The organism is Dyadobacter sp. CY347 (genome assembly GCF_021502655.1).
In the GTDB taxonomy this organism is placed as follows: Bacteria; Bacteroidota; Bacteroidia; order Cytophagales; family Spirosomataceae; genus Dyadobacter.
This window is the reverse complement of sequence record NZ_JAKFFT010000004.1, coordinates 681,290-701,431: the sequence shown is the minus strand read 5'-3', so window position 1 is coordinate 701,431 and position 20,142 is coordinate 681,290. Positions and strand designations below refer to the sequence as shown.

Genomic DNA, 20,142 nt, shown 5'->3' with positions numbered 1-20,142 from the left:
GTTGTAATTTTGACTGAATTCTAATTTTTAGACCAAGAAACTAAAATACCTTAACAAGCGATATGGCAGAAGTAATTCGTATGCCCAAGATGAGCGACACCATGGAAGAAGGTGTTATCGCAGAATGGCACAAAAAAGTTGGCGATAAAATAAAATCAGGTGAAATCATTGCTGAGGTCGAAACAGATAAGGCAACAATGGATCTTGAGTCCTATTATGACGGCACTCTTCTATACATTGGTGTTAACAAGGGCGATGCGGTTCCGATAGACGGCATTATGGCGGTTGTTGGTTCCGAAGGCGAAGACTATCAATCACTGCTCGAAGGCGGTTCCTCTAATGGCGCTTCTAATGGAGCGAGCGTTGAAGAACCAGCTAAGGAGGAACCAAAATCTGCTGCTCCTGCCGTAGAAACAGCTACGCCTGAACCGGCAAAAAAACCGGCACCAGCTGCTCCGGCCGCCGCCGAAAAAATCAATGCTGTTGTTGTCAGAATGCCGAAGATGAGCGACACGATGGAGGAAGGAACATTGGTTGGCTGGCAGAAAAAGGTTGGAGACAAAGTGAAATCAGGTGACATCCTGGCCGAAGTGGAAACTGACAAGGCAACGATGGAACTGGAAGCGTACGAAGACGGAACGCTTCTATATATTGGAATTAAAGACGGTGAATCTGTTCCTGTTGACGGCATTATCGCTGTCATTGGTGAAGAGGGCGCTAATGTGGAAGCATTGCTTGCCCGTGAAAACGGCGAGGGCGGTGCGGAAGTGGAGAACATTGAAGCAACAGACGAAGGCAAAGCGGCTCCTGCTGCTGAGTCAGGTTCAAATGGTGCTGAACAATCAGTTTCCGTCGCTGATTCTGGTGACAGGATCAAGGCTTCACCATTGGCAAAACGTCTTGCAGACGAAAAAGGAATTGACCTGAGCCAGGTTGGCGGTAGTGGCGACAATGGCCGTATCGTGAAACGCGATGTGGACGAATTTAAACCAGCTGCTGCGAAAACCGAAGCTCCTGCTCAGGCGGCATCTGCCCCAGCACCCGCTGCAAAAGCAGATCAGCCTGCTGCTACAAGCGCGCCTGCAAATGGTGACTTCACAGACACGCCAATCTCGCAAATGCGTAAAACCATTGCACGCAGATTGAGCGACAGCTTGTTTACAGCGCCGCACTTCTATGTGACCATGGAAATCAACATGGATAAGGCAATGGCATTGCGTCCGCAGCTGAATGAGGTGAGCCCTGCTAAGATCTCTTTCAATGATATGGTGATCAAAGCATGTGCAGTGGCGTTGAAGCAACATCCTGCTGTTAACTCAGCTTGGTTGGGCGATAAAATCAGAAGATACAATTACGTAAATATCGGCGTTGCGGTGGCAGTGGACGAAGGTTTGCTGGTTCCGGTAATCCGCGATGCTGATAAGAAAACATTGTCAACAATTTCTGGCGAAGTGAAAGATCTTGCCGGTAAAGCGAAAGACAAAAAATTGCAGCCTAAGGATTGGGAAGGAAACACATTCTCGATCTCAAACCTGGGAATGTTTGGCGTAGATGAATTCACAGCAATCATTAACCCGCCGGATTCATGTATCCTGGCTATCGGCGCGATCAAGAAAGTGGCAGCTTTCAAAGAAGATGGAACGGTTTATCCACAAAACATCATGAAGGTAACCCTTTCCGCTGACCACCGCGTAGTAGACGGAGCATTAGGCGCTCAGTTCTTGCTAACAGTGAAAAAGCTGCTTGAAGAGCCGATGAGCATGTTGGTTTAAAAGAGCAATCTTAATAATACGTACAAGGTGTCAGGTTTTCCGACCTGGCACTTTTGTTTTGTGAGGGGTTTGACGAATTAGTATAAAATCATTTTATGGAAAAAATACATGCTACCACCGTTTTGGGGGTGCTTCATAACGGAACGGTTTCCCTGGGCGCAGATGGCCAGGCTACAATGGGTAATACAGTTGCCAAAAGCAATGTGAAAAAGATCCGCACATTAATGGGCGGTAAGATCCTGGTTGGATTTGCAGGATCGACAGCAGATGCTTTTACGCTTCTTGAAAAATTTGAAGAAAAATTGAATGCATATGGCGGCAATATGAAACGCGCTGCTATCGAGCTTGCAAAAGATTGGCGGACAGATCGTTACCTGCGCAAATTAGAGGCAATGATGATTACGGCCAATAAAGAGGAAATCCTCGTAATCTCAGGAACCGGCGATGTGCTTGAGCCTGAAAACGGCATTGCTGCGATTGGATCAGGTGGCAATTATGCATTATCCGCTGCACAAGCATTGAAAAAACATGCGGGCCATCTTACCGCAGAAGAAATGGTGCGTGAAGGTTTAACTGTTGCAGCCGACCTCTGTATTTATACAAATCATAATCTCGTGATCGAAAAAGTTCAGTAGGACTATAATTCAGCCATTAATGTCATGATTTTTACCAATGAATCGGAGATCATGCGGTTGCTGCCCGGCATGTATTTGTGGGCAATGATTGAAAAGCTGAGTAAGGATCCAGATTTGGATGTGACATAACCGGCATAAGCGCGGGTTCCTTCAATGGACCCGCTCTTTACATGCATATTTCCGGCTGCTTTGGAGCCTTTACCAAGATTCCGGACTGTGCCGTTCATGCCAAGGACCGCAATGCTTTTGTAAAAATCATTAAAACTGGCATCCTTATTGGCCACGATTAAAATGTCCGTCAGGCTGTTCGTTGTGACTGAGCCGGAAGGTGACAGACCACTGCCATCTTTGATATAAAACCCTCTCAAATCTGCTCCCTTGCCTGACCAGTAAGCGGTTATCGCTTTCGCCGCATCATCAAATGCTGATTGTCCTGCCAACCTTTTTCCGGCCTGTTTGAAAAGCGCGTCGGCATAAAGGTTGACACTCCAAAAGTTGGTCTGCTGGCAAAGATCTAGCAAAGGCGGTGACTCGTATTTGTCCAGCACGGTTTTGGGATTGGCAGACGCAGCGGGCACTCCGGGTTGTGGCACATTGCTCTCTCCTATTCCTATTGCCGCATTTACCAAACTATTTTTCAATGCAAAGGCCACATATTCAGCGGGATTGGGGATTGAACCCTTCACTGTAAACACGGGCGGGCCGACAGGAACCGTGCCGGTAAGCACGACTGCATTGCCCAGCGGACTACTGTAAACAATGGTCTTATCGCCTGATCCTTTTTCACCTGTGGTAACTTTATTTACAAAAGTCAGATAAGGAATGGCTGGTTCAATACCCAGAAATGTGGTCGGGTCACCAAAATCGGCGCCGGGCTTGAATTTGATTTTGTATAAATTTTCGTTAAAATTCAATCCTGAAACGCCTGCGCCGTAATAATTGCCCATATCGCCCCAGATCCAGGTGCTGGCAATTGTTTCGGAATCAAAAAAGGAGGCGTCCGGAATGATTTTCCCTCTGATATAATGAATTCCTGTCTTTTTAACTGCTGCGGCCCAACGGTTAATGAGCTCATTTGCTGCCGGATAACCTTTGAAACGCTCACTTCCCAGGGATGGATCGCCGGTTCCATGAATGTATAAATTGCCAATTAATGTGTCGTTTCTGATCACCCCGTCGTGTTCGAGGAATGTTTGGAATTTGAAATCACCGCCAAAAACAGCCAGTGCCGTTGCTGTGGAGACTAATTTCAATGTGGAAGCGGATGGCAACGAGCGCTCTGTATTTAATGCAAAGACATTGGAAGCGTCCTTTACTTTTTTTACACTCACAGACAGGGAACCGCTTCGCATCAATTCGCTGTTTTCGAGTTCCAGCACGGCATCGCGGAGGTTATTGAGCGCGGTGCTGTCTATATTTTGAGCATTGACATTAAAACAGAAAGAAAGAAAAAACAAAAACAGGCCGGATTTCATATTAGCTTAGCAGGGTGACTTTCGCATTGAAAGAGAAGATACCAAATCTAAACTAGTAAGTAATCTCCAAATCTCAGCCGGTTTTTGGTACTTTTGTAAGATACACCCCATTTCCAACGTATGAAATTGACATTTTGGGGAGCTGCGCAGCAGGTGACAGGTAGCATGTTTCTCTTAGAAACAGACGATTACCGTATTTTAATTGACTGCGGCTCTGACTTTGACTTAGACGAGATCGGAAGAAAAACCAGGTATGAAGAGCAAAAAAGTGTATTCCCATTTGATGCGAGTTTAATCAATACAGTCCTTTTAACACACGCTCACATTGACCATTCGGGCAACATTCCGAATCTGTATAAATATGGATTTGAGGGAAGGGTTGTTTGTACGGAGCCTACATTAGCGCTCACTTCACTGCTCTTGCGGGACGCTGCCAACCTGCATCAGAAACGCCTGAATGCCCGCATGAACGGTTCTTCCAAGAAGAGAGGCAAGAAAAAGAAGGAAGTTCCGATGGATTATTTCGTGGAGAAAAACGTAACCGAAGCATTGGACAACTTCGTGTCTGTGGCTTTTGGACAGCGCTATCGCATTGCTGATAATGTTACGATCGTTTTTTATGCTGCCGGGCATTTGCTGGGCGCCGCGCATATCGTGCTGGAAGTTTACGAAGATGGCGAGAAAAAGCGAATTTGCTTTTCAGGTGACATAGGCCGGAGCAATTATCCGCTGCTGATCGATCCGCAGGAAATTCCGCAGGTTGATTATTTAATTTGTGAATCTACTTACGGAAACCGTCTGCATGAAGACCAGGGATCGCCCGCGGAAGCATTAGCGGATGTGATCAAAAGGACTTGCATTGACATTCCGGGCAGGTTAATCATTCCTTCGTTCAGTGTGGGCCGCACGCAAGCGCTCCTTTACACATTGAACAAGATCTATATGGATCATTCTTTCCCGAATTTAAAGGTGTTTTCGGACAGTCCGCTGGCGCATAGCAGCACGAAAGTGTACCAGCGCCACGTGCGATTGCTGAATAAGGAAGCACGTACTTTTCAGGACGATAATGATATGCTTTTTGATTTTGATAACCTGATCTATCTTGAAAGCTCGGACGCAAGCAAGGCCGTTTCCAACTATAATGAACCCTGCATTATCATTTCCTCTTCGGGAATGGTCCAGGGCGGCCGTGTGGAGCAGCACGTGGAGGCCAATATTGGCAATCCCTATGCCACGATCCTGATGATCGGATATGCTTCTGAGGGAACATTGGGATGGCGGCTACTGAACGGACAGGACACGATTTCAATTCGTGGAAAGCAGCTGCCTGTCTTGGCTAATATTGAAAAAATTGACGTATTTAGCGGCCACGGAGATCAGAATGACTTATTGAAATTCATCAAAATACAAGATCCGGAAAAGCTGAAAGGCATTTTTCTGGTGCACGGAGAACAGCAAAGCATGGCTGATTTCCAAAGTAAAATTCAAGAAAACGGCTATAAATCGGTAGAAATACCATTAAGGGGACGCACTTACGAACTTTAAGCTGCCCTAATGCCAACCAAATAAGAACCTGAATATGAGAACATACCTGGATTTCGAAAAACCTATGGCCGAGCTCGAACGCAAGCTCGAAGAAATGAAAACATTGGCGCAAAATAATAATGTGGATTTTTCTGGCGCCATTTCCTTATTGGAAAACAATATAACAGATCTTCGAAAGGAAATATTTGAGAACCTTACGCGCTGGCAGCGTGTACAGCTCTCGCGCCATCCGGACCGTCCATATACGCTCGATTACATTGAGCTGATCTGCGACGAGTTCATCGAATTACACGGTGATCGCCAGGTTCGGGATGATCCGGCTATTATTGGCGGACTTGCCAATGTAGGCGGGCAATCTTTCATGCTCATAGGACAACAAAAAGGCCGTAATACGAAGCAAAGGCAGCACCGGAACTTTGGTATGCCCAATCCGGAGGGCTATCGCAAGGCATTGCGCCTGATGAAACTTGCCGAGAAATTCAACAAACCTATCATTACGCTGATCGACACACCCGGGGCATTTCCAGGAATGGAAGCAGAAGAACGCGGTCAGGGTGAGGCGATTGCCCGCAACCTGAAAGAAATGTTCATGCTGAAAGTGCCGGTAATATGCATCGTGATCGGTGAAGGCGCTTCGGGCGGTGCGCTTGGAATTGCGATCGGTGACCGTGTTTTAATGTTAGAAAATACCTGGTACTCAGTGATTTCACCTGAAAACTGCTCCGCGATCCTTTGGAGAAGCTGGGATTTTAAAGAGCAGGCAGCCGAAGCGATGAAAATCACGGCGAAGGACATGAAAAAGAACGGGCTTATCGACGGCATTATTCCGGAACCATTGGGCGGTGCACATCTGGATCACCACTGGATGGCTGAAAAACTAAAAATGGTTATTCTGGAAAACATCAACGAACTGGCAGCGATTGAGCATCAGGACAGGATTGACCAGCGCATTGAGAAATTCTGTGCAATGGGTGTAGTTGTTGAATAACCGGAACGATGAAGAATAGCAAGATAAAAAATATCATTTTTGACCTTGGCGACGTAATTCTCAACATTGATGTGCCAGTCGCGTCAAAATCATTTGCAGAACTAAGCGGCAGGGAACAAGCAGAAATCCTTGAATTATTCAGTAAAAACGCGCTTTTCAGACAATTTGAAACCGGCGAACTGGACGAAGCGGGTTTTCGGAACTATGTGCGGGAAATTCTTGAATTTTCTGATCTTTCTGATGAAGCTATTGATACGGCCTGGAACAGCCTCCTGCTGGACCTTCCTCCCGAGCGCGTGGAGCTGCTTCAAAAACTTTCAAAAAATTACCGGCTTTTCCTGCTCAGCAACACAAGCTCGATCCACATTACCCAGGTTAACAAGATCCTCGAAGCTTCAACCGGGATAAAGAAACTGGACGAACTTTTTGAAATTGTTTTCCTTTCCTATGAAATGGGTTTGATGAAACCGGATCCAAGGATTTATCAAAAAGTGTTGGAACAAGCCGGTCTGGAAGCAGAAGAAACGCTTTTTCTGGACGATAACCGGGACAACATTGAAGCCGCGTCAAAATTAGGGATCGACACCATTCACGTCCAAAAACCAGTAACCATTTTGGAATATCTCAAAGACTATGCAGTCTAACACACGCACTTACATCACCCAGGCAGTTCTTTTCATTCTGACGATCATTACCACCACAATGGCTGGTGCGGAATGGATCTACGGCAACATTTTTTCATTTGTTTACGACTTCGCCTATATGCTGATGGGCAGCGGTGCAGAAAAACCTGTCGCCGATGAAACTGTCAAATTTTTGGGCTGGCCCGAATTCAAGCAGGGCTTTCAATTCTCGATCCCCTTTCTGGCCATTCTGACCATTCATGAGTTCGGACATTACTTTGTCGCTAAAATGCATCGGGTGAAGGTTACGCTCCCCTACTACATTCCGCTTTGGTTTGGTATTTCAAACAGTATCGGGACAATGGGCGCATTTATCCGCATTAAATCTGTTGTCCGTTCCCGGTTAAAATTCTTTGATATTGGCATAGCTGGTCCGCTGGCAGGTTTTATAGCTGCTTTGGTGGTTCTCTGGTATGGCTTTACCCATTTGCCTCCTCCCGAATACATTTTCACGATTCATCCCGAATATGCGCGATTTGGTTTGAGTTATCCGCAATTTGCATATGAAAATGCGTCTGGTAACATTGCATTAGGTGATAACATTCTGTTTTGGATGTTCAAAACCTACATAGCAGATCCCGCGCGCTTGCCGCATGCCTACGAAATGATTCATTATCCATACATTTTTGCAGGTTATCTGGCACTTTTCTTTACATCACTTAATCTCATTCCAATCGGTCAGCTGGATGGCGGACACATTCTTTATGGCTTGATTGGCAAGAAAAAGTTTGACATTGTAGCACCGATCCTTTTTGGATTATTCGCTTTCTATGCAGGCTTAGGCCTTTTCACGGCAGAGTCGTTTGCGACGGGAAGCAATGCTGTTTTCTATGAACGCTTCTTTTATCTGGCGATCTACATTTATTTCCTTTATATCTGTTTCAAAAGAGCCAGCGACAATCCGATGACGGGCCTGATGTTGAGCCTGATCGTAGTAGTAGGCCAATTCGCCATTTCCTACATCCGTCCCGACTGGCAAGGTTCGACCGGATTCCTGCCATTCATCTTCATCCTGGGCCGCTTCCTCGGCATCCGCCACCCCGACACCGACGAAAACGAGCCCTTAGACGCACCCCGCATCATCCTCGGCATCTGCGCATTGATTATCTTCATCATATCATTCAGCCCGACTCCGTTTATTCTGATTGAGTAGCTTTTGTGCTGGGTTAGTGATGGGAGATCCCGCTGGGATCTTTGTTTTGTGATGTGATTCCTTAGTTGGCTTTATTTTTTGTATATATGATTAGTCTTGATTTACTGGCTCAGTCAATCTTCCGGCGGCAATTCATGGCTACTTGTGCAAGTTTGCCGTTTGTGTCAGATTCTCTTATGGATGACCAATATACGAATAGCGTTGCCGGCAAAATCAATGTTGGTAAGTTGGGTATGACGCTTATTCACGAGCATGTTCTCGTCGATTTTATCGGGGCGGACAAGATCAGGCCTGATCGGTGGAATCATGACGAGGTGATTACGAAAGTGCTTCCCTATCTGCTTGAAATTAAGAAAAAGGGCATCGAAAGTTTGGTTGAATGTACGCCCGCTTATCTTGGAAGGGATGTTTTATTGCTTCAAAAATTATCTGAAAAGTCGGGATTAAATATCTTGACGAACACCGGTTATTATGGTGCTTCGGATAATAAATATTTGCCTTCAATTGCTTTCACCGAAACCGCGGAACAACTTTCCAAGCGCTGGATTGCTGAATTTGAGAACGGCATTGACGGGACTAAAATAAAACCGGGATTTATTAAAACCGGAGTCAATGGAGGCCCGCTTTCTGAGATTCATCAAAAACTGATTAAAGCAGCTGCCCTTACGCATTTAAAAACCGGATTGACAATCTGTTCTCATACAGGACCAGCGCTTCCAGCCGGGCAGGAAATTGAGATATTACAGAAAAATAATGTCAGTCCTTCGGCATTTGTTTGGGTACATGCCAGCGGAAGCAACGAAGATTTTGAAAAGATTGCAAAAAATGGTTGCTGGATTAGTCTGGACGGTGTGAATGAAGATAATGTTGACAAAATTGCCACGCTAATTCTATTCTTGAAAACGAAGGGTTTCATCAAACAAATTCTCCTGTCGCATGACGCGGGTTGGTATAAACCGGGTGAACCTGATGGCGGGAATTTCCGAGGTTATACAACCATTTCAGACAAACTTTTACCTTTATTGAAACAGAAAGGGTTCAGCGAGCCAGATATCAGCCAGATTATGGTCGCTAATCCGGCCAATGCATTTGCAATTCGTATCCGCTAGCCTTCAAATTCAATGCGAAACGCTGTCCAGCCGTCTGGATTGGTTTGCAGGGAAAATGTGAATCCGTGGTTGATTAGGATTTCCCGGGTTAATGTCAGGCCGATGCCCTGGCCATCGTGCTTGGTGCTGAAAAATGGGTTGAAAAGCTGCGCCCCTACTTCGGTTTCGATGGGATTGCCGTTATTTTTTATCACCAGCTCATTTTCCGAAACATCAATTCTGATCTCATTTCCACCTTCGCAAGCTTCGATTGCGTTTTTCACAACATTAACAAGCACATGCTCCATTTGGCCCACATCAAGGCTTTTATAAACGGTATTCACTGGCAGCGATGTCTGAATTGAAACGCTACGGTGTGCCGCCGCAGGCTCCATGAAGACGGCAATATCCTTAATAAATTTATTCAAATCCGTAGGAACAGGCGCTGGTGCTGGAAGCCGGACGACATCGGCAAAATTTCGCATGAACTTCGTGAGCCGCCTGTTGCGCTCGGATGCAATTGTAAGCGCTTCCCTAAGCTCCGTGTAAGAATCGTCCGAAAGAATGTTGGTTGTAGTCTGCAAGATAGAATCAGTGGCCCCTAATGTGTTATTAACCTCGTGCGCCATCATACGGATCACTTTGCCATATGCATTCTTTTCCGATTCAAGTATCTCATTGGTAAGCTCTTCGATCATCAGAAACGAGCGCCGGAAGCCCTGATCCATGAAATGCGACCGCTGCACTTTGAATGTGACCACACCATTTGTCTTCACAATTTTTGATTCCCCATCCTGAATATGGGCCAGCTCCGTGAGCAATGGGTGATTTGTTTCCTGTAATAACAGCCCTTTTAAACCATCTGCCTCAGCTTTGAAATAGTCTTTTGCTTTGACATTAAACGATTCTATTCTTTCATCAAAATCGAGGATAATGATGGAAATGGGTGATGCGGCGATCAGTTTTTCGAGAAAAAAATGCTGCTCATGCAGGCGCGTCCGCTCCTCGCGAAGCTGGTCAATCATGAGATTATAGACTTCAATTAATGTATCGACCTCGCCCTTCCCCGTAGGGACGAATTTGATGGAAAAATCTTTGTCCTTAATGGCCTCAATTCCCGATTTCACAAATTGGATAGGTTGCATAAAATTCTGGTAAATCTGAATGGAAACAATGGCGGAAAGCAACAGAAACACCTCAAAGCCTATGAACAGCAACTTGTCCTGATACAAAATTTTGTACACCAGGAAAACCAGGACAATGTGCAATATCAATATGTAAAGGATATATTTGGCCTTTGTCGATAATCTCATGCGTCCTCCGATTCGTAGGAAATACCATATTTTTCCAGCCTGCGATAGAGTGCAAAACGCGTGATTCCCAGCGATCTGGCTACTTTGCTTACTTTGTTCTGATGAAATTGCATGGCCTTCGTGATCATCTGATATTCCATCTCCTCCAAAGTGATCGCGCCGACTTCCGGAAGATTTTTTTGCACTGTCGGCTGCGCGCCACCACTCAGATTTCGTTGTAAATCAGCTATATCCAGTATATCTGAGCCTGAGAGCAACACCGTGCGCTCAACAAGGTTTTTCAGCTGGCGAATGTTTCCCTGCAACTGCAATGTGCGTAGCCATTTCATCGCAGCCGGACTCAATCGCAGATTCGGGCGTTGGTAAATGATTTTAAGGTTATTCACAAAAAATTCAGACAGCAACGGAATGTCGTCCGGCCTTTCCCGAAGCGCTGGCAATTTCACTGTGATCAGGTTAATGCGGTAGTAAAGATCTTCGCGGAATGTTCCCTGCGCCACCATTTCTTCCAGATTCCGGTTTGTAGCACAGATCACACGGACATCAACCGTCCGGCTTTTACTGCTCCCCAGCGGCTCAAATGTGCGTTCCTGCAACACACGCAGCAATTTTACCTGACTAGACAAATCCAGTTCGCCTATTTCGTCCAGAAAAATCGACCCCTTATGCGCCATTTCGAAGCGGCCAAGCCGATCCGTTTTGGCGTCCGTGAAAGCGCCGCGGACGTGACCGAACAGCTCACTTTCAAATAATGTTGAAGAAATCCCGCCCAGGTTAACCTTCACAAACGGCCGTGATTTTCGCTTGCTGTTCATGTGGATCGCTTCGGCGATAAGCTCCTTACCCGTGCCGCTTTCGCCTGTAATAAGCACCGCCGCATCCGTTGAAGCCACGCGGCCGACCGTTTCCAGAATGTCAAGCAGTTTGGGATCCTGCCCGACAATATTTTCGAATTGGTATTGCTGTTCCAGCTTCTTCCTGCTGCCTGAAAGCGGCAATGTTTGTGTCAAGTTCAGGATCGTCCGCACCGATTGCAGCAGATGATCGTTCTGCCAGGGTTTTGTAATAAAATCAATCGCTCCTTCCTTCATTCCCCTCACAGCCAGATCAATAGTTCCCCAACCAGTAATCAAAATCAACGGAATGGCCGGATAACGCTTCTTAATTTGCTGCAAAAGCTGCATTCCCTCTTTTCCCGAAGTTTCGATTGAAAAATTGAGGTCCAGCAGGATCAGCTCCGGCGTCACTGTCTTCAAAATATCAAAAGTTTCATCCGGCGACCCGACACCCCTCACCTCAAACCCCTCCTTTTTAAGAAGCAGGATCAAAGAAGCCCGTATCGCCAAATCGTCATCAACTATTAAGAGCATGCGCAACTTTATTTTTCCGTGTTAAAAAATTGCTCAAACTCTGACAAGCTCATAATTCGGACCTTTGGAAATTCTAACGTTTTCACGACATTGAAATGGTTGTCCTCAGTTACAATGCAAACGGCTCCGCAAGCAACGCAGCAGTCCACAAACTTATCGTCATCCGGATCGGATTTCACGGCGAACCACCTGAAATGTCGTGTGATATACTCGATGTTGGGAAGATTGTCAAATGTACTCAGCACCGCCTCAGATACGGCATGTCCCAGCTTCCTGTCAATAATTTCAGCGTATTCTTCAAGGATCTCATTCGTGACACACAATGTCAGTTTACCTTCCAGAATATTTTTAAAAATCCAATGAGAGGAAGATCGGCTGGATATGGAAACCCATAAAATGTTGGTATCAATTACAACCTTCAAAGCCCTGTTGATGTTCGGTTATGCTCCTGTGAAAGATGCTGAGTATCATCTGATTTCCATCCATTTTTCACCCAGACTTCATCTGCTATCCGTATGGCCTTTTCTGCAAAATATGTAGCGAGCATTTTGCGGATTGCAATTACATCTTCATCTTCGATTTGCCTCGAATAAACTTTCAGCAATTCCAGTTGCAGGTTTGAAAGAGATTTCGCTTCCATTTTATTGAACATTTAATTTCTAACAAATTTCACTTAATGCAAGTTACGCATTAGTTTATTTACTCCTCATGCAACGCCACTGCCGGATGGATTCGGGATGCTTGCTTGCTGGGGAGCCAGGCGCAGAGGGTAACGATGATGTAAATTACGGCAATGGAGGCGAAAATTGAAGTGATATAAATTTCACTGTCCAGATCAAACACATTCATCAGCGGAAATTGGACGGCGAAAAGCAACCCGATGATCAGACTGAATGTCGCAATCACCCATATTTCTCCCAAAAACTGAATGGCCACTTTCCCTTCCGTGGCACCCATTGCCCGGCGAAGCCCGATCTCATTTTTCCTGCGCGAAATGTTAAGATTCAATATTCCAAAAAGTCCAAGCGCAACATTAGTAAGCAAAAAGGCACTGATAATCAAAAAGATAATCACAGGGACAAGTGTGAGATTATGACGGTTGAGACGTGATTCTTTTAAGTAACTCACCTCAATTCCCCATCCGGGCAACATCATGGCAATGTCTTTTACAAGCTTTGCCTCAAAGTTCGCGTCCGTGCCGCCCTTGGTTTTAATCAATACATTGGAATTCCAGGTATCATCTTTGGCAAGCATTTCAAAAAGCCCCGGGTTATCAGACATAAATTCGCCTTTGGCTTTGAACTTATCGATAACGCCAACCACTTTATAGGAGCTCTTATCGTCGATTTTAATCACCTTATTCAGTGATGTTTCATTTAAAAAGAGCTTGTCTTCCAGCTTTTTATTGATCACAATCGGAATAAATTTCGCCACCCGATCACCTTCCCTATACCAACGTCCTTTCAACAGTGGCAGATCGAGCGTTTTATTGAAATCAGGGTCAGTATAGTAAAAGTCTGCGCCGACCGTTACTTTATTATAAGTCATGGAACCGCTGACCTGATTTGCTGAAAACGGCGTATTACTGCTCATTCTTGTGGCCGTTTCCACCTCTTTATACGACCTGATCCGCTGCATAACGTTCGCTAGCTTACGGGACACATCCACCGTATCCTGGTTGCTGGCCAGATCTATATTCCACACCTGTGCATACTCAAAACCAATGGGTTGCAAATAATTTCTTGCATTAAAAACAATCAGGGAGAGCACCCCAAAAAGCACCAGAAACGACGCGAAAATTTCGATGATAAGCAGGGAATGCGTCCCCTTCTTATTCCATATTAGTTTGAATAGGTGTTGAAGCATAATGGTCGATTTTTAATGAGTGAATGAGTGAGTGACTGAATGAGTGAATTCTTCGTGATCAATAATATTCACTCATTCACTCATTCAAAATTAAACTTTTAGCGCGTCTACGATTTTCAACCTTGACATTCTAAAAGCGGGTAAAACGCCGGATAGGAGGCCGAAAACAAGGCAAACACCCAGACTAATCACGAACACAGGCACATTGATCGTGAGGTCTGCGTAGGCAATCCAGCCGCTGGAATTGATCAGGTAAATGATTAGGTACGACAGCGCCAGCGCAAATGCACCTCCGATAAACGTGATGAAGATATTTTCGATAATAAACTGCCAGAGCAATGCCGCAGACGGAGCTCCAAACGCTTTTCTTACACCAATTTCGGATGCCCTTTCCAAAATCCGGCTCACATTAACATTCACCAGATTAATGGCAGGCAGCCCCATAAACATGAGGATCACAAAACTCACAACCGTATAAAATAAAAACCGTTTCGTGCTGTCCCGTGCAAACGTGTTGACAAAATGATCAAAATAACGATCCGCTTTCACGTCCAGAACTGTCAGATTTTTATCTGTATGAATCTCGGAATAAGGAATACGTGAAATGTTGCTGTTAAATTCTGACTGGATTGCGGGCATTTCGGAAGCGTCTTTTGCAGTAACAATTGCAATGTAACGACCCCTTAATCCTTTGTTTTCATAGTTGCTTTTAGGTGCCGTGTAAGGAAAATAAATATCCGAATAACTGTAAATACGCGTGGGCGGACTGCCTTTCACTACGCCGATCACGCGGTAGTTAATGTTTTCAACTTCAATATTCCGTCCTACTACCGACTTGCCGCCAGTTTCAAAATACTGATCGCGCAGCGCATCTGTAATAACCGCCACATGATCCGAATTCCTGATGTTATTGTCATTATAGGGCTTTCCTTCGAAAAACTGAAAACCCATCACCTCCCAAAACTCTGAGTCCGTGTATTTGGTATTCAACTTGATCCTTTTACCATTGACATACGTGTTAGAAAAACTAAAATTGGACATGATAGCCACCTGGTCAGCTGATTTGAGTGACTTAACATGTTTGGTCAAAAAATCGAAAGTCGCAGGCCCGGAAGACATTGACGTGTGAGCCGAATCGGTCTGGATAACCGTGGCGACATACAATGAACGATCACGTTTAATTTCCGGATAATGTGTCCCGAACAAATGATCCAGAAAAGAAGTTAGCACCATTAACACAGTGAGCGTAAGGCTAATGCCGAAAAGCGTAATAAATGTATAGAAAGGATGCCGCAGCAAAACTTTCCAGGCGATTTTGATATAATTTAAAAGCATAATGTTTAAAGTTTGAAGGGTTTATAGCACCTGCGTGCCGTCAAACAGCCTGATCAGCCTGTGCGTGCGTTTGGCCATGGCGTCGTCGTGGGTCACCATGACGATGGTGGCGCCGCCTTCATTCAGGTTTTGCAGAATGCTCAGGATCTCATTGCCCATGGCACTGTCGAGGTTCCCGGTTGGTTCATCGGCGAGGATAATTTCCGGCTTGCCTACAATGGCCCTTGCAATGGCTACGCGCTGTTTTTGCCCGCCAGAAAGTTGTTTTGGGAAATGTTTCATCCGGTTGCTCAGGCCTACTTTCTCCAATGCTTCCTGCGCCAGCTCGCGGCGTTCTCTGGAAGAACTATTCCGATATAGAAGCGGGATTTCAACATTATCGATTACCGAAAGGTCATTAATAAGGTGAAAACTTTGGAAAATGAAACCCAGTTTCTGATTGCGCAAATGTGCCAGCGATTTGTCGGTATACTTCTCGACTTTGCTGCCGTCGATTTCAATGTTGCCTTTACTGGGCGTGTCAAGCAGGCCCATAATGTTCAGTAATGTGCTCTTTCCGCATCCCGAAGGCCCCATAATGGAGACGAATTCGCCTTTTTTAACATGAATGTTAATGTTGTTGAGCGCTAATGTTTCAATGACGCTGGTGCGGTAGACTTTTTCAACGTTTTCGAGTTTGATCATGGCTTAGTATGCTATTTTTTTGTTTTGTTCAAAATCATATAATGTTAAGATTCTCAGGCTGTAATAGGATTGCCAGTAATCCCGTAATGCTAAAATATAGTCTCTGCGGGCAATGTCCTTTTCCTGCGTTGCGATGCCCAGGTCCGTTACGCTGAGGTCGCTCAGGATAAACCTTTCTTTGGCGATCTGATAACGGTCTGCGGCAATATTATCGGCTAATTTGGTGAGCTTAACCTGCTTTTGTAACATCTGCAAAAGGGTAACCTGCGTAAAAATCTCCTGCTCAAACGTCAGCTTCTCCTGCTCCACCGACTGTTGTGCAAACTCCTGATTTGCTTTCGCCACTTCCGTCCGCGCCTTATTACGGCCCCATGTCATGATCGGCAATGTGAACTGCAACTCCACAAACTCACGATCCTGCGGGCTCCTGTATACGTCCGAAGGCCGGGCCCCCTGGTTTGATAACCCAAAAGTCGCATTCAACGAAGCATTCAAACCGTTTTCCTTCCTCGCAAATTGCACTTCACGCTCCGCTTCAAGCAACTTCCGGCGAAAACCGACAGCCGCGGATCGATTGGCAAACGCTTCATCCAATGCAAGTTGTGTGTTAATTGCAAATTCTGCAGCTTCCAAAGGAATTTCAAGTTCCAGCACTCTTTCGTCCCGCGAACCCATGTACATTTTCAGTTTGAGAGAAGCCACTGCGGCGGCTTGCTGGGCCGATGCAAGATCTTTCTGCGCAGTCAAAAGTCCCATTTGAAGTTGCAAGAGGTCATTTTGAGATATTTTCCCTAACATTAATTTCTGCTGCGCAATTTTGTACAGCGTATCATTATTGCTCCGGTTCTTCTCTGCGATCTGCAAATTCACCTGTGCAACCAGCAGCTCGAAATAAAAACCCGTCGCATCCAGCGAAACCTGTTCTAATGACTGGATAAACTGTTGATTGCCTTCCTGATATTTCAAAGGCTCAATTTTCCGGTCCCATTTCAATGTATTGAACCTGAAAAGCGGCTGGGTAATGCCAATTTCAAATGGAATGCCATTATAGCGCGTGTTATTCCTGGCAAAATCGTCAAAACGCTGCGTCTGCTGCTGCACATAAACAGTCCCGCCGGTAAGCGCAATGCTCTGGCTCAAAGACAGGTTCAGCAAAGAATTGTTATTTGAAACCTGCTCAAAAGAAATGGTCCCATCCGGCTGTCTCACTTCAATGTAAGATCTTGTAAATCCCGGAATCGTACCATTCAAGCTCAATTGCGGCCGGTAATCTGCCTGAAACGATCGATACTGCCAATAATTGGTTTTTCTGGCCGTAACCGCCTGTTTGGAGGCGATCGATTGCTCCCTTGACATTGTCACAACATCTTGCAATGACAAAGTTCTGACTTGCGCAAATGCCGGAAAAACAATAAAGCAGGCGAAAGTGAGGGTAAAGAGGTTTTTCATAGCATTCATTGAATTGAAATTTCCTCTAGATGCTCATAAGCGTTCAAATCCGTCAGGATCACTTTCTCGCCCAATTCCAGCCCGCTTTTGATCTCGATAAAATCAAAATTCGAAAGCCCGGTTTCCACTTCGCGGCGCAGAGCTTTGTTATTTTTCAGAATATACACGAATTGCTTTTTCTTGCCGGTAAATGCCGGACCATTGGCCACACGCAATGTATTCGAACTGCTGCTGGTCACCACGTAGACTTCCACTTTCATGTTAGGCCTAAGCGACTCACTTTTGGCATTGTCCAGCTGGATCACAAACCCGATCACGCCATCTTTCACTGCTGGTTTCACCTGCGTAATCAAGCCTCTTAGTGTCACTTCATTCAGTTTGATGATCACATTCAGGCCCGCTTTCACCTGATCTGCATAAATGTCCGAGCAACTTCCTTCCACCCTGAAACTGCCCAGATCCGCCACTTTCGCGAGCATTTCGCCTTCATTCACCGACGAGCCAATGTTTTCATTTACCCAGGTCAAAACCCCTTTCCGGTCGGCGACAATGTCGGCCATTCGCAGCTTGTGCTGCAATTCTTTTAAGTTCTTACTTTCAATTTGTGCACCCAGTTCAGTTTCTTTCAGACTTGCGCCCATCGACTCCCGATTGTATTTCAAATCATTTTCCAGCTGCTGTTTTTCCAACTCGGCAATTTTCAATGCATTTTCAGCCCTGGTAATGTCTTCCGCGGTGCCTCCTCCTACTTTTTGAAGCCGTTTTGCATCTTCAAAATCAGCCCGCAGTTTGTTAATGTTCAGAGATTTAATACGGTCATTAATTTCCGCGTCGTACAGATCTTTGTTCAACTTCATCCGCAGCTGCTCAATGCTGTTCTGCTTTAATTTCAGCTGGTCTTCGTAACGTTCGGATTCGATTTCCGTAAGTGACTTATCCAGTTCCACAATGGCCTGTCCGGGTTTTACCTGCGTTCCGGGCGTCAGCAGAATGCGCTTGATGCTGGCGCGGATCGGGCTTGTAAAAATTTGTTCATAAGCCGGGATGACTTCTCCCGACGCGGTTAATGTGTTTTCAACATTCCCTTTTTCAACCGTTCCGGTTCGGATCCGGGCACTTTCCAGGGTGCTTCCCAGCGACTGACGAAAAAAGTAAAGCAAGGCTGCCGTAAGGATAATGCCCAGCGCGATGAACAGCCATCGTCGGTTCCTGGTGGTTTTAATTTGTTCCGGCGCAACTTCGCGATCCATTGTTTTTGTTTGAAGGTTAGATGTGTTCATGGCTAATGTGCTTATCATTAATCCATTTTTATGCCAATACATAACACATTCAAAACCAATCTCTTACACAAAAGTTAAAAACAAAAAACCGTGCGGTTGCGCACGGTTTGTGTGATTTGGAACAGGAAATTTTATGCTTTGAAATCTACGTTTTCAGTTTCTTCTTTTTCGCAGCCGGGAAAAGAATGTTGTTGAGAATCAGCCGGTAACCTGCTGAATTCGGATGCAGGTTCAAGTCCGTAGGTTCTTCGCCTACCCGGTGCTGGTAATCTTCCGGATCATGGCCGCCATAAAAGGTGAAAAAGCCCTTGCCGTGCGTGCTATGAATGTAACGCGCCTCTTTGGCCGTTTTATTTTCAGCTAAAATAATCACCTCAGGCTTGATCAGACGGTTTTTAAATGCAGTTGTCTGACCTAAAAATCCTTTGATAATGGTCTGGTGATTTTGCGTAAGCATACTGGGCACCGGGTCCCATTTGGCCGAAAACTGGAACAAGGAGAAAAAATCGTTAGCCTCCGTCAAACCGCGCTCTTCGGGCTGGTTATCAATGTCCGAGAATTCCACTTCATAAGGATAGGAAATGGTTTTGAAATCTTTGAAAGCGAATGTGTTGTCGTAATTAAGCTTACCATTTGCAGTCGGGTCAACAGGCGTGCCGTCGTACATCGCCTCCACAATATCGAGGCCGTCGGCTGCAAGTGTAATGTCAAATGTATCGGTCGCATTGCACATGGCAAACATATAACCGCCACCAGTTACGAATGCAGAAATCCGTTTGGCAACGGCGAGTTTCATCTGGGGCACATTGCCAAACTGGTATTTATTGGCCGTTTCTTCCGCCTCGCGCTTTTGCTCACGATACCAGGGAAAATCTTTGTATTGATAAAACTTGCCGAACTGACCTGTAAAATCTTCGTGGTGCAAATGCAGCCAATCGTATTCCGGCAGCTTGTTATTCAGCACTTCATCATCATAAATCACATCATAGGGAATCTCCGCATAAGTCAGCACCAGCGTCACAGCGTCATCCCAGGGAAGCTTTGATTTTGGAGAATAAACCGCGATTTTGGGCGCTTTTTGCAATTTCACCGCGTCCATATTTACGTCCGGTGCGCTGATCTGGCTCAGGATCTGCCCGGCTTGCCCTTCTGAAATCACCTCAAAACTCACCCCACGAACCGTCATTTCGGACGCAAACTGCTGATTATAAGCGATCATGAAGCTGCCTCCGCGGTAATTGAGCAGCCAATCCATCTCCATTTCAAAGTTTTTCAGGATCCAGTAAGAAATCCCGTATGCCTTTAAATGGTTCTTCTGGCCCTCATCCATCGGGATCAGCAGCCTGTTGGACATGCTATTAAATGATATTGTTAAAAAAATGATAAGCGGGATAAACAAGCGTATCACTGGTTTGATTCTTTCACGTTTCATGCGCAGCTTTACAATTCGGATTTATTAAATATAGAAAGAAAACGATATAATTCACATTATGGTGCACAAGCTCT

18 protein-coding genes are annotated in these 20,142 nt (G+C 45.4%); 7 read left to right on the top strand and 11 right to left on the bottom strand.

The genetic code is table 11. The annotated features are described in order from the left end of the window. The first annotated feature begins 62 nt into the window (after window positions 1–62). Window positions 63–1,772: a pyruvate dehydrogenase complex dihydrolipoamide acetyltransferase gene (locus L0659_RS11010; RefSeq protein ID WP_235126027.1), complete on the top strand. Its 1,710-nt coding sequence runs from the start codon at window positions 63–65 to the stop codon at window positions 1,770–1,772. A gap of 95 nt (window positions 1,773–1,867) precedes the next feature. Further along, a complete protein-coding gene (gene hslV, locus L0659_RS11005) occupies window positions 1,868–2,407 on the top strand; it encodes an ATP-dependent protease subunit HslV (RefSeq protein ID WP_026630438.1) in 540 nt (179 codons plus the stop codon). Window positions 2,408–2,409: 2 nt separating this feature from the next. On the opposite strand, the gene dacB is transcribed toward hslV, so the two are convergent. Next, window positions 2,410–3,882: a D-alanyl-D-alanine carboxypeptidase/D-alanyl-D-alanine-endopeptidase gene (gene dacB / locus L0659_RS11000; protein WP_235126026.1), complete on the bottom strand. Its 1,473-nt coding sequence runs from the start codon at window positions 3,880–3,882 to the stop codon at window positions 2,410–2,412. A 120-nt stretch (window positions 3,883–4,002) separates the two neighbouring features. Here dacB and L0659_RS10995 point away from each other — a divergent pair, with 120 nt between their 5' ends. The 5 genes from L0659_RS10995 (at window position 4,003) to L0659_RS10975 (ending at window position 9,360) form a co-directional block, all read left to right on the top strand. Then, window positions 4,003–5,427 carry an MBL fold metallo-hydrolase RNA specificity domain-containing protein gene (locus tag L0659_RS10995; RefSeq protein WP_235126025.1) on the top strand — a complete coding sequence of 475 codons (1,425 nt, stop codon included), beginning with the start codon at window positions 4,003–4,005 and terminating at the stop codon, window positions 5,425–5,427. A 34-nt stretch (window positions 5,428–5,461) separates the two neighbouring features. Beyond that, window positions 5,462–6,415, top strand: coding sequence for an acetyl-CoA carboxylase carboxyltransferase subunit alpha (locus L0659_RS10990; RefSeq protein WP_233795971.1), 954 nt, complete (start codon window positions 5,462–5,464; stop codon window positions 6,413–6,415). Window positions 6,416–6,423: 8 nt separating this feature from the next. Beyond that, complete coding sequence (locus tag L0659_RS10985; RefSeq protein WP_235126024.1) at window positions 6,424–7,059, top strand: HAD family phosphatase; 636 nt, start codon at window positions 6,424–6,426, stop codon at window positions 7,057–7,059. Then, a complete protein-coding gene (locus L0659_RS10980) occupies window positions 7,049–8,251 on the top strand; it encodes a site-2 protease family protein (RefSeq protein WP_235126023.1) in 1,203 nt (400 codons plus the stop codon). The genes L0659_RS10985 and L0659_RS10980 overlap by 11 nt, the downstream gene beginning before the upstream one ends. A 161-nt stretch (window positions 8,252–8,412) precedes the next feature. Continuing rightward, entirely contained in the window at window positions 8,413–9,360 is a 948-nt protein-coding gene (locus L0659_RS10975; protein WP_235126022.1) for a phosphotriesterase, read from the top strand. Here the strand turns inward: L0659_RS10975 and L0659_RS10970 are convergent. The 10 genes from L0659_RS10970 to L0659_RS10925 all read right to left on the bottom strand — a co-directional run bounded on the left by L0659_RS10970 (window position 9,357) and on the right by L0659_RS10925 (window position 20,044). Then, window positions 9,357–10,652 (bottom strand): PAS domain-containing sensor histidine kinase, encoded by a 1,296-nt coding sequence (locus tag L0659_RS10970; protein ID WP_235126021.1) that lies wholly within the window; start codon window positions 10,650–10,652, stop codon window positions 9,357–9,359. The two genes, L0659_RS10975 and L0659_RS10970, sit on opposite strands and share 4 nt — an antisense overlap. Continuing rightward, window positions 10,649–12,022 carry a sigma-54 dependent transcriptional regulator gene (locus L0659_RS10965; RefSeq protein ID WP_235126019.1) on the bottom strand — a complete coding sequence of 458 codons (1,374 nt, stop codon included), beginning with the start codon at window positions 12,020–12,022 and terminating at the stop codon, window positions 10,649–10,651. The genes L0659_RS10970 and L0659_RS10965 overlap by 4 nt, the downstream gene beginning before the upstream one ends. 8 nt (window positions 12,023–12,030) lie before the next feature. Then, the gene (locus L0659_RS10960) at window positions 12,031–12,444 is read right to left on the bottom strand and encodes a putative toxin-antitoxin system toxin component, PIN family (protein WP_235126017.1); all 414 of its coding nucleotides are present in this window, start codon (window positions 12,442–12,444) and stop codon (window positions 12,031–12,033) included. Then, complete coding sequence (locus tag L0659_RS10955) at window positions 12,441–12,662, bottom strand: hypothetical protein (protein WP_235126015.1); 222 nt, start codon at window positions 12,660–12,662, stop codon at window positions 12,441–12,443. The genes L0659_RS10960 and L0659_RS10955 overlap by 4 nt, the downstream gene beginning before the upstream one ends. 59 nt (window positions 12,663–12,721) lie before the next feature. Continuing rightward, window positions 12,722–13,888 (bottom strand): ABC transporter permease, encoded by a 1,167-nt coding sequence (locus L0659_RS10950; RefSeq protein ID WP_235126013.1) that lies wholly within the window; start codon window positions 13,886–13,888, stop codon window positions 12,722–12,724. Between the two features lie 90 nt (window positions 13,889–13,978). Then, the gene (locus L0659_RS10945; protein ID WP_235126011.1) at window positions 13,979–15,223 is read right to left on the bottom strand and encodes an ABC transporter permease; all 1,245 of its coding nucleotides are present in this window, start codon (window positions 15,221–15,223) and stop codon (window positions 13,979–13,981) included. A 21-nt stretch (window positions 15,224–15,244) separates the two neighbouring features. Next, complete coding sequence (locus tag L0659_RS10940) at window positions 15,245–15,907, bottom strand: ABC transporter ATP-binding protein (RefSeq protein WP_235126009.1); 663 nt, start codon at window positions 15,905–15,907, stop codon at window positions 15,245–15,247. Window positions 15,908–15,910: 3 nt separating this feature from the next. After that, window positions 15,911–17,356 carry a TolC family protein gene (locus L0659_RS10935; RefSeq protein WP_235126008.1) on the bottom strand — a complete coding sequence of 482 codons (1,446 nt, stop codon included), beginning with the start codon at window positions 17,354–17,356 and terminating at the stop codon, window positions 15,911–15,913. A gap of 5 nt (window positions 17,357–17,361) precedes the next feature. After that, the gene (locus L0659_RS10930) at window positions 17,362–18,606 is read right to left on the bottom strand and encodes an efflux RND transporter periplasmic adaptor subunit (protein WP_235126844.1); all 1,245 of its coding nucleotides are present in this window, start codon (window positions 18,604–18,606) and stop codon (window positions 17,362–17,364) included. 175 nt (window positions 18,607–18,781) lie between these two features. After that, on the bottom strand, window positions 18,782–20,044 hold the full coding sequence (locus L0659_RS10925; RefSeq protein WP_235126843.1) for an asparagine synthetase B: 1,263 nt from the start codon (window positions 20,042–20,044) through the stop codon (window positions 18,782–18,784). Window positions 20,045–20,142 lie beyond the last annotated feature (98 nt).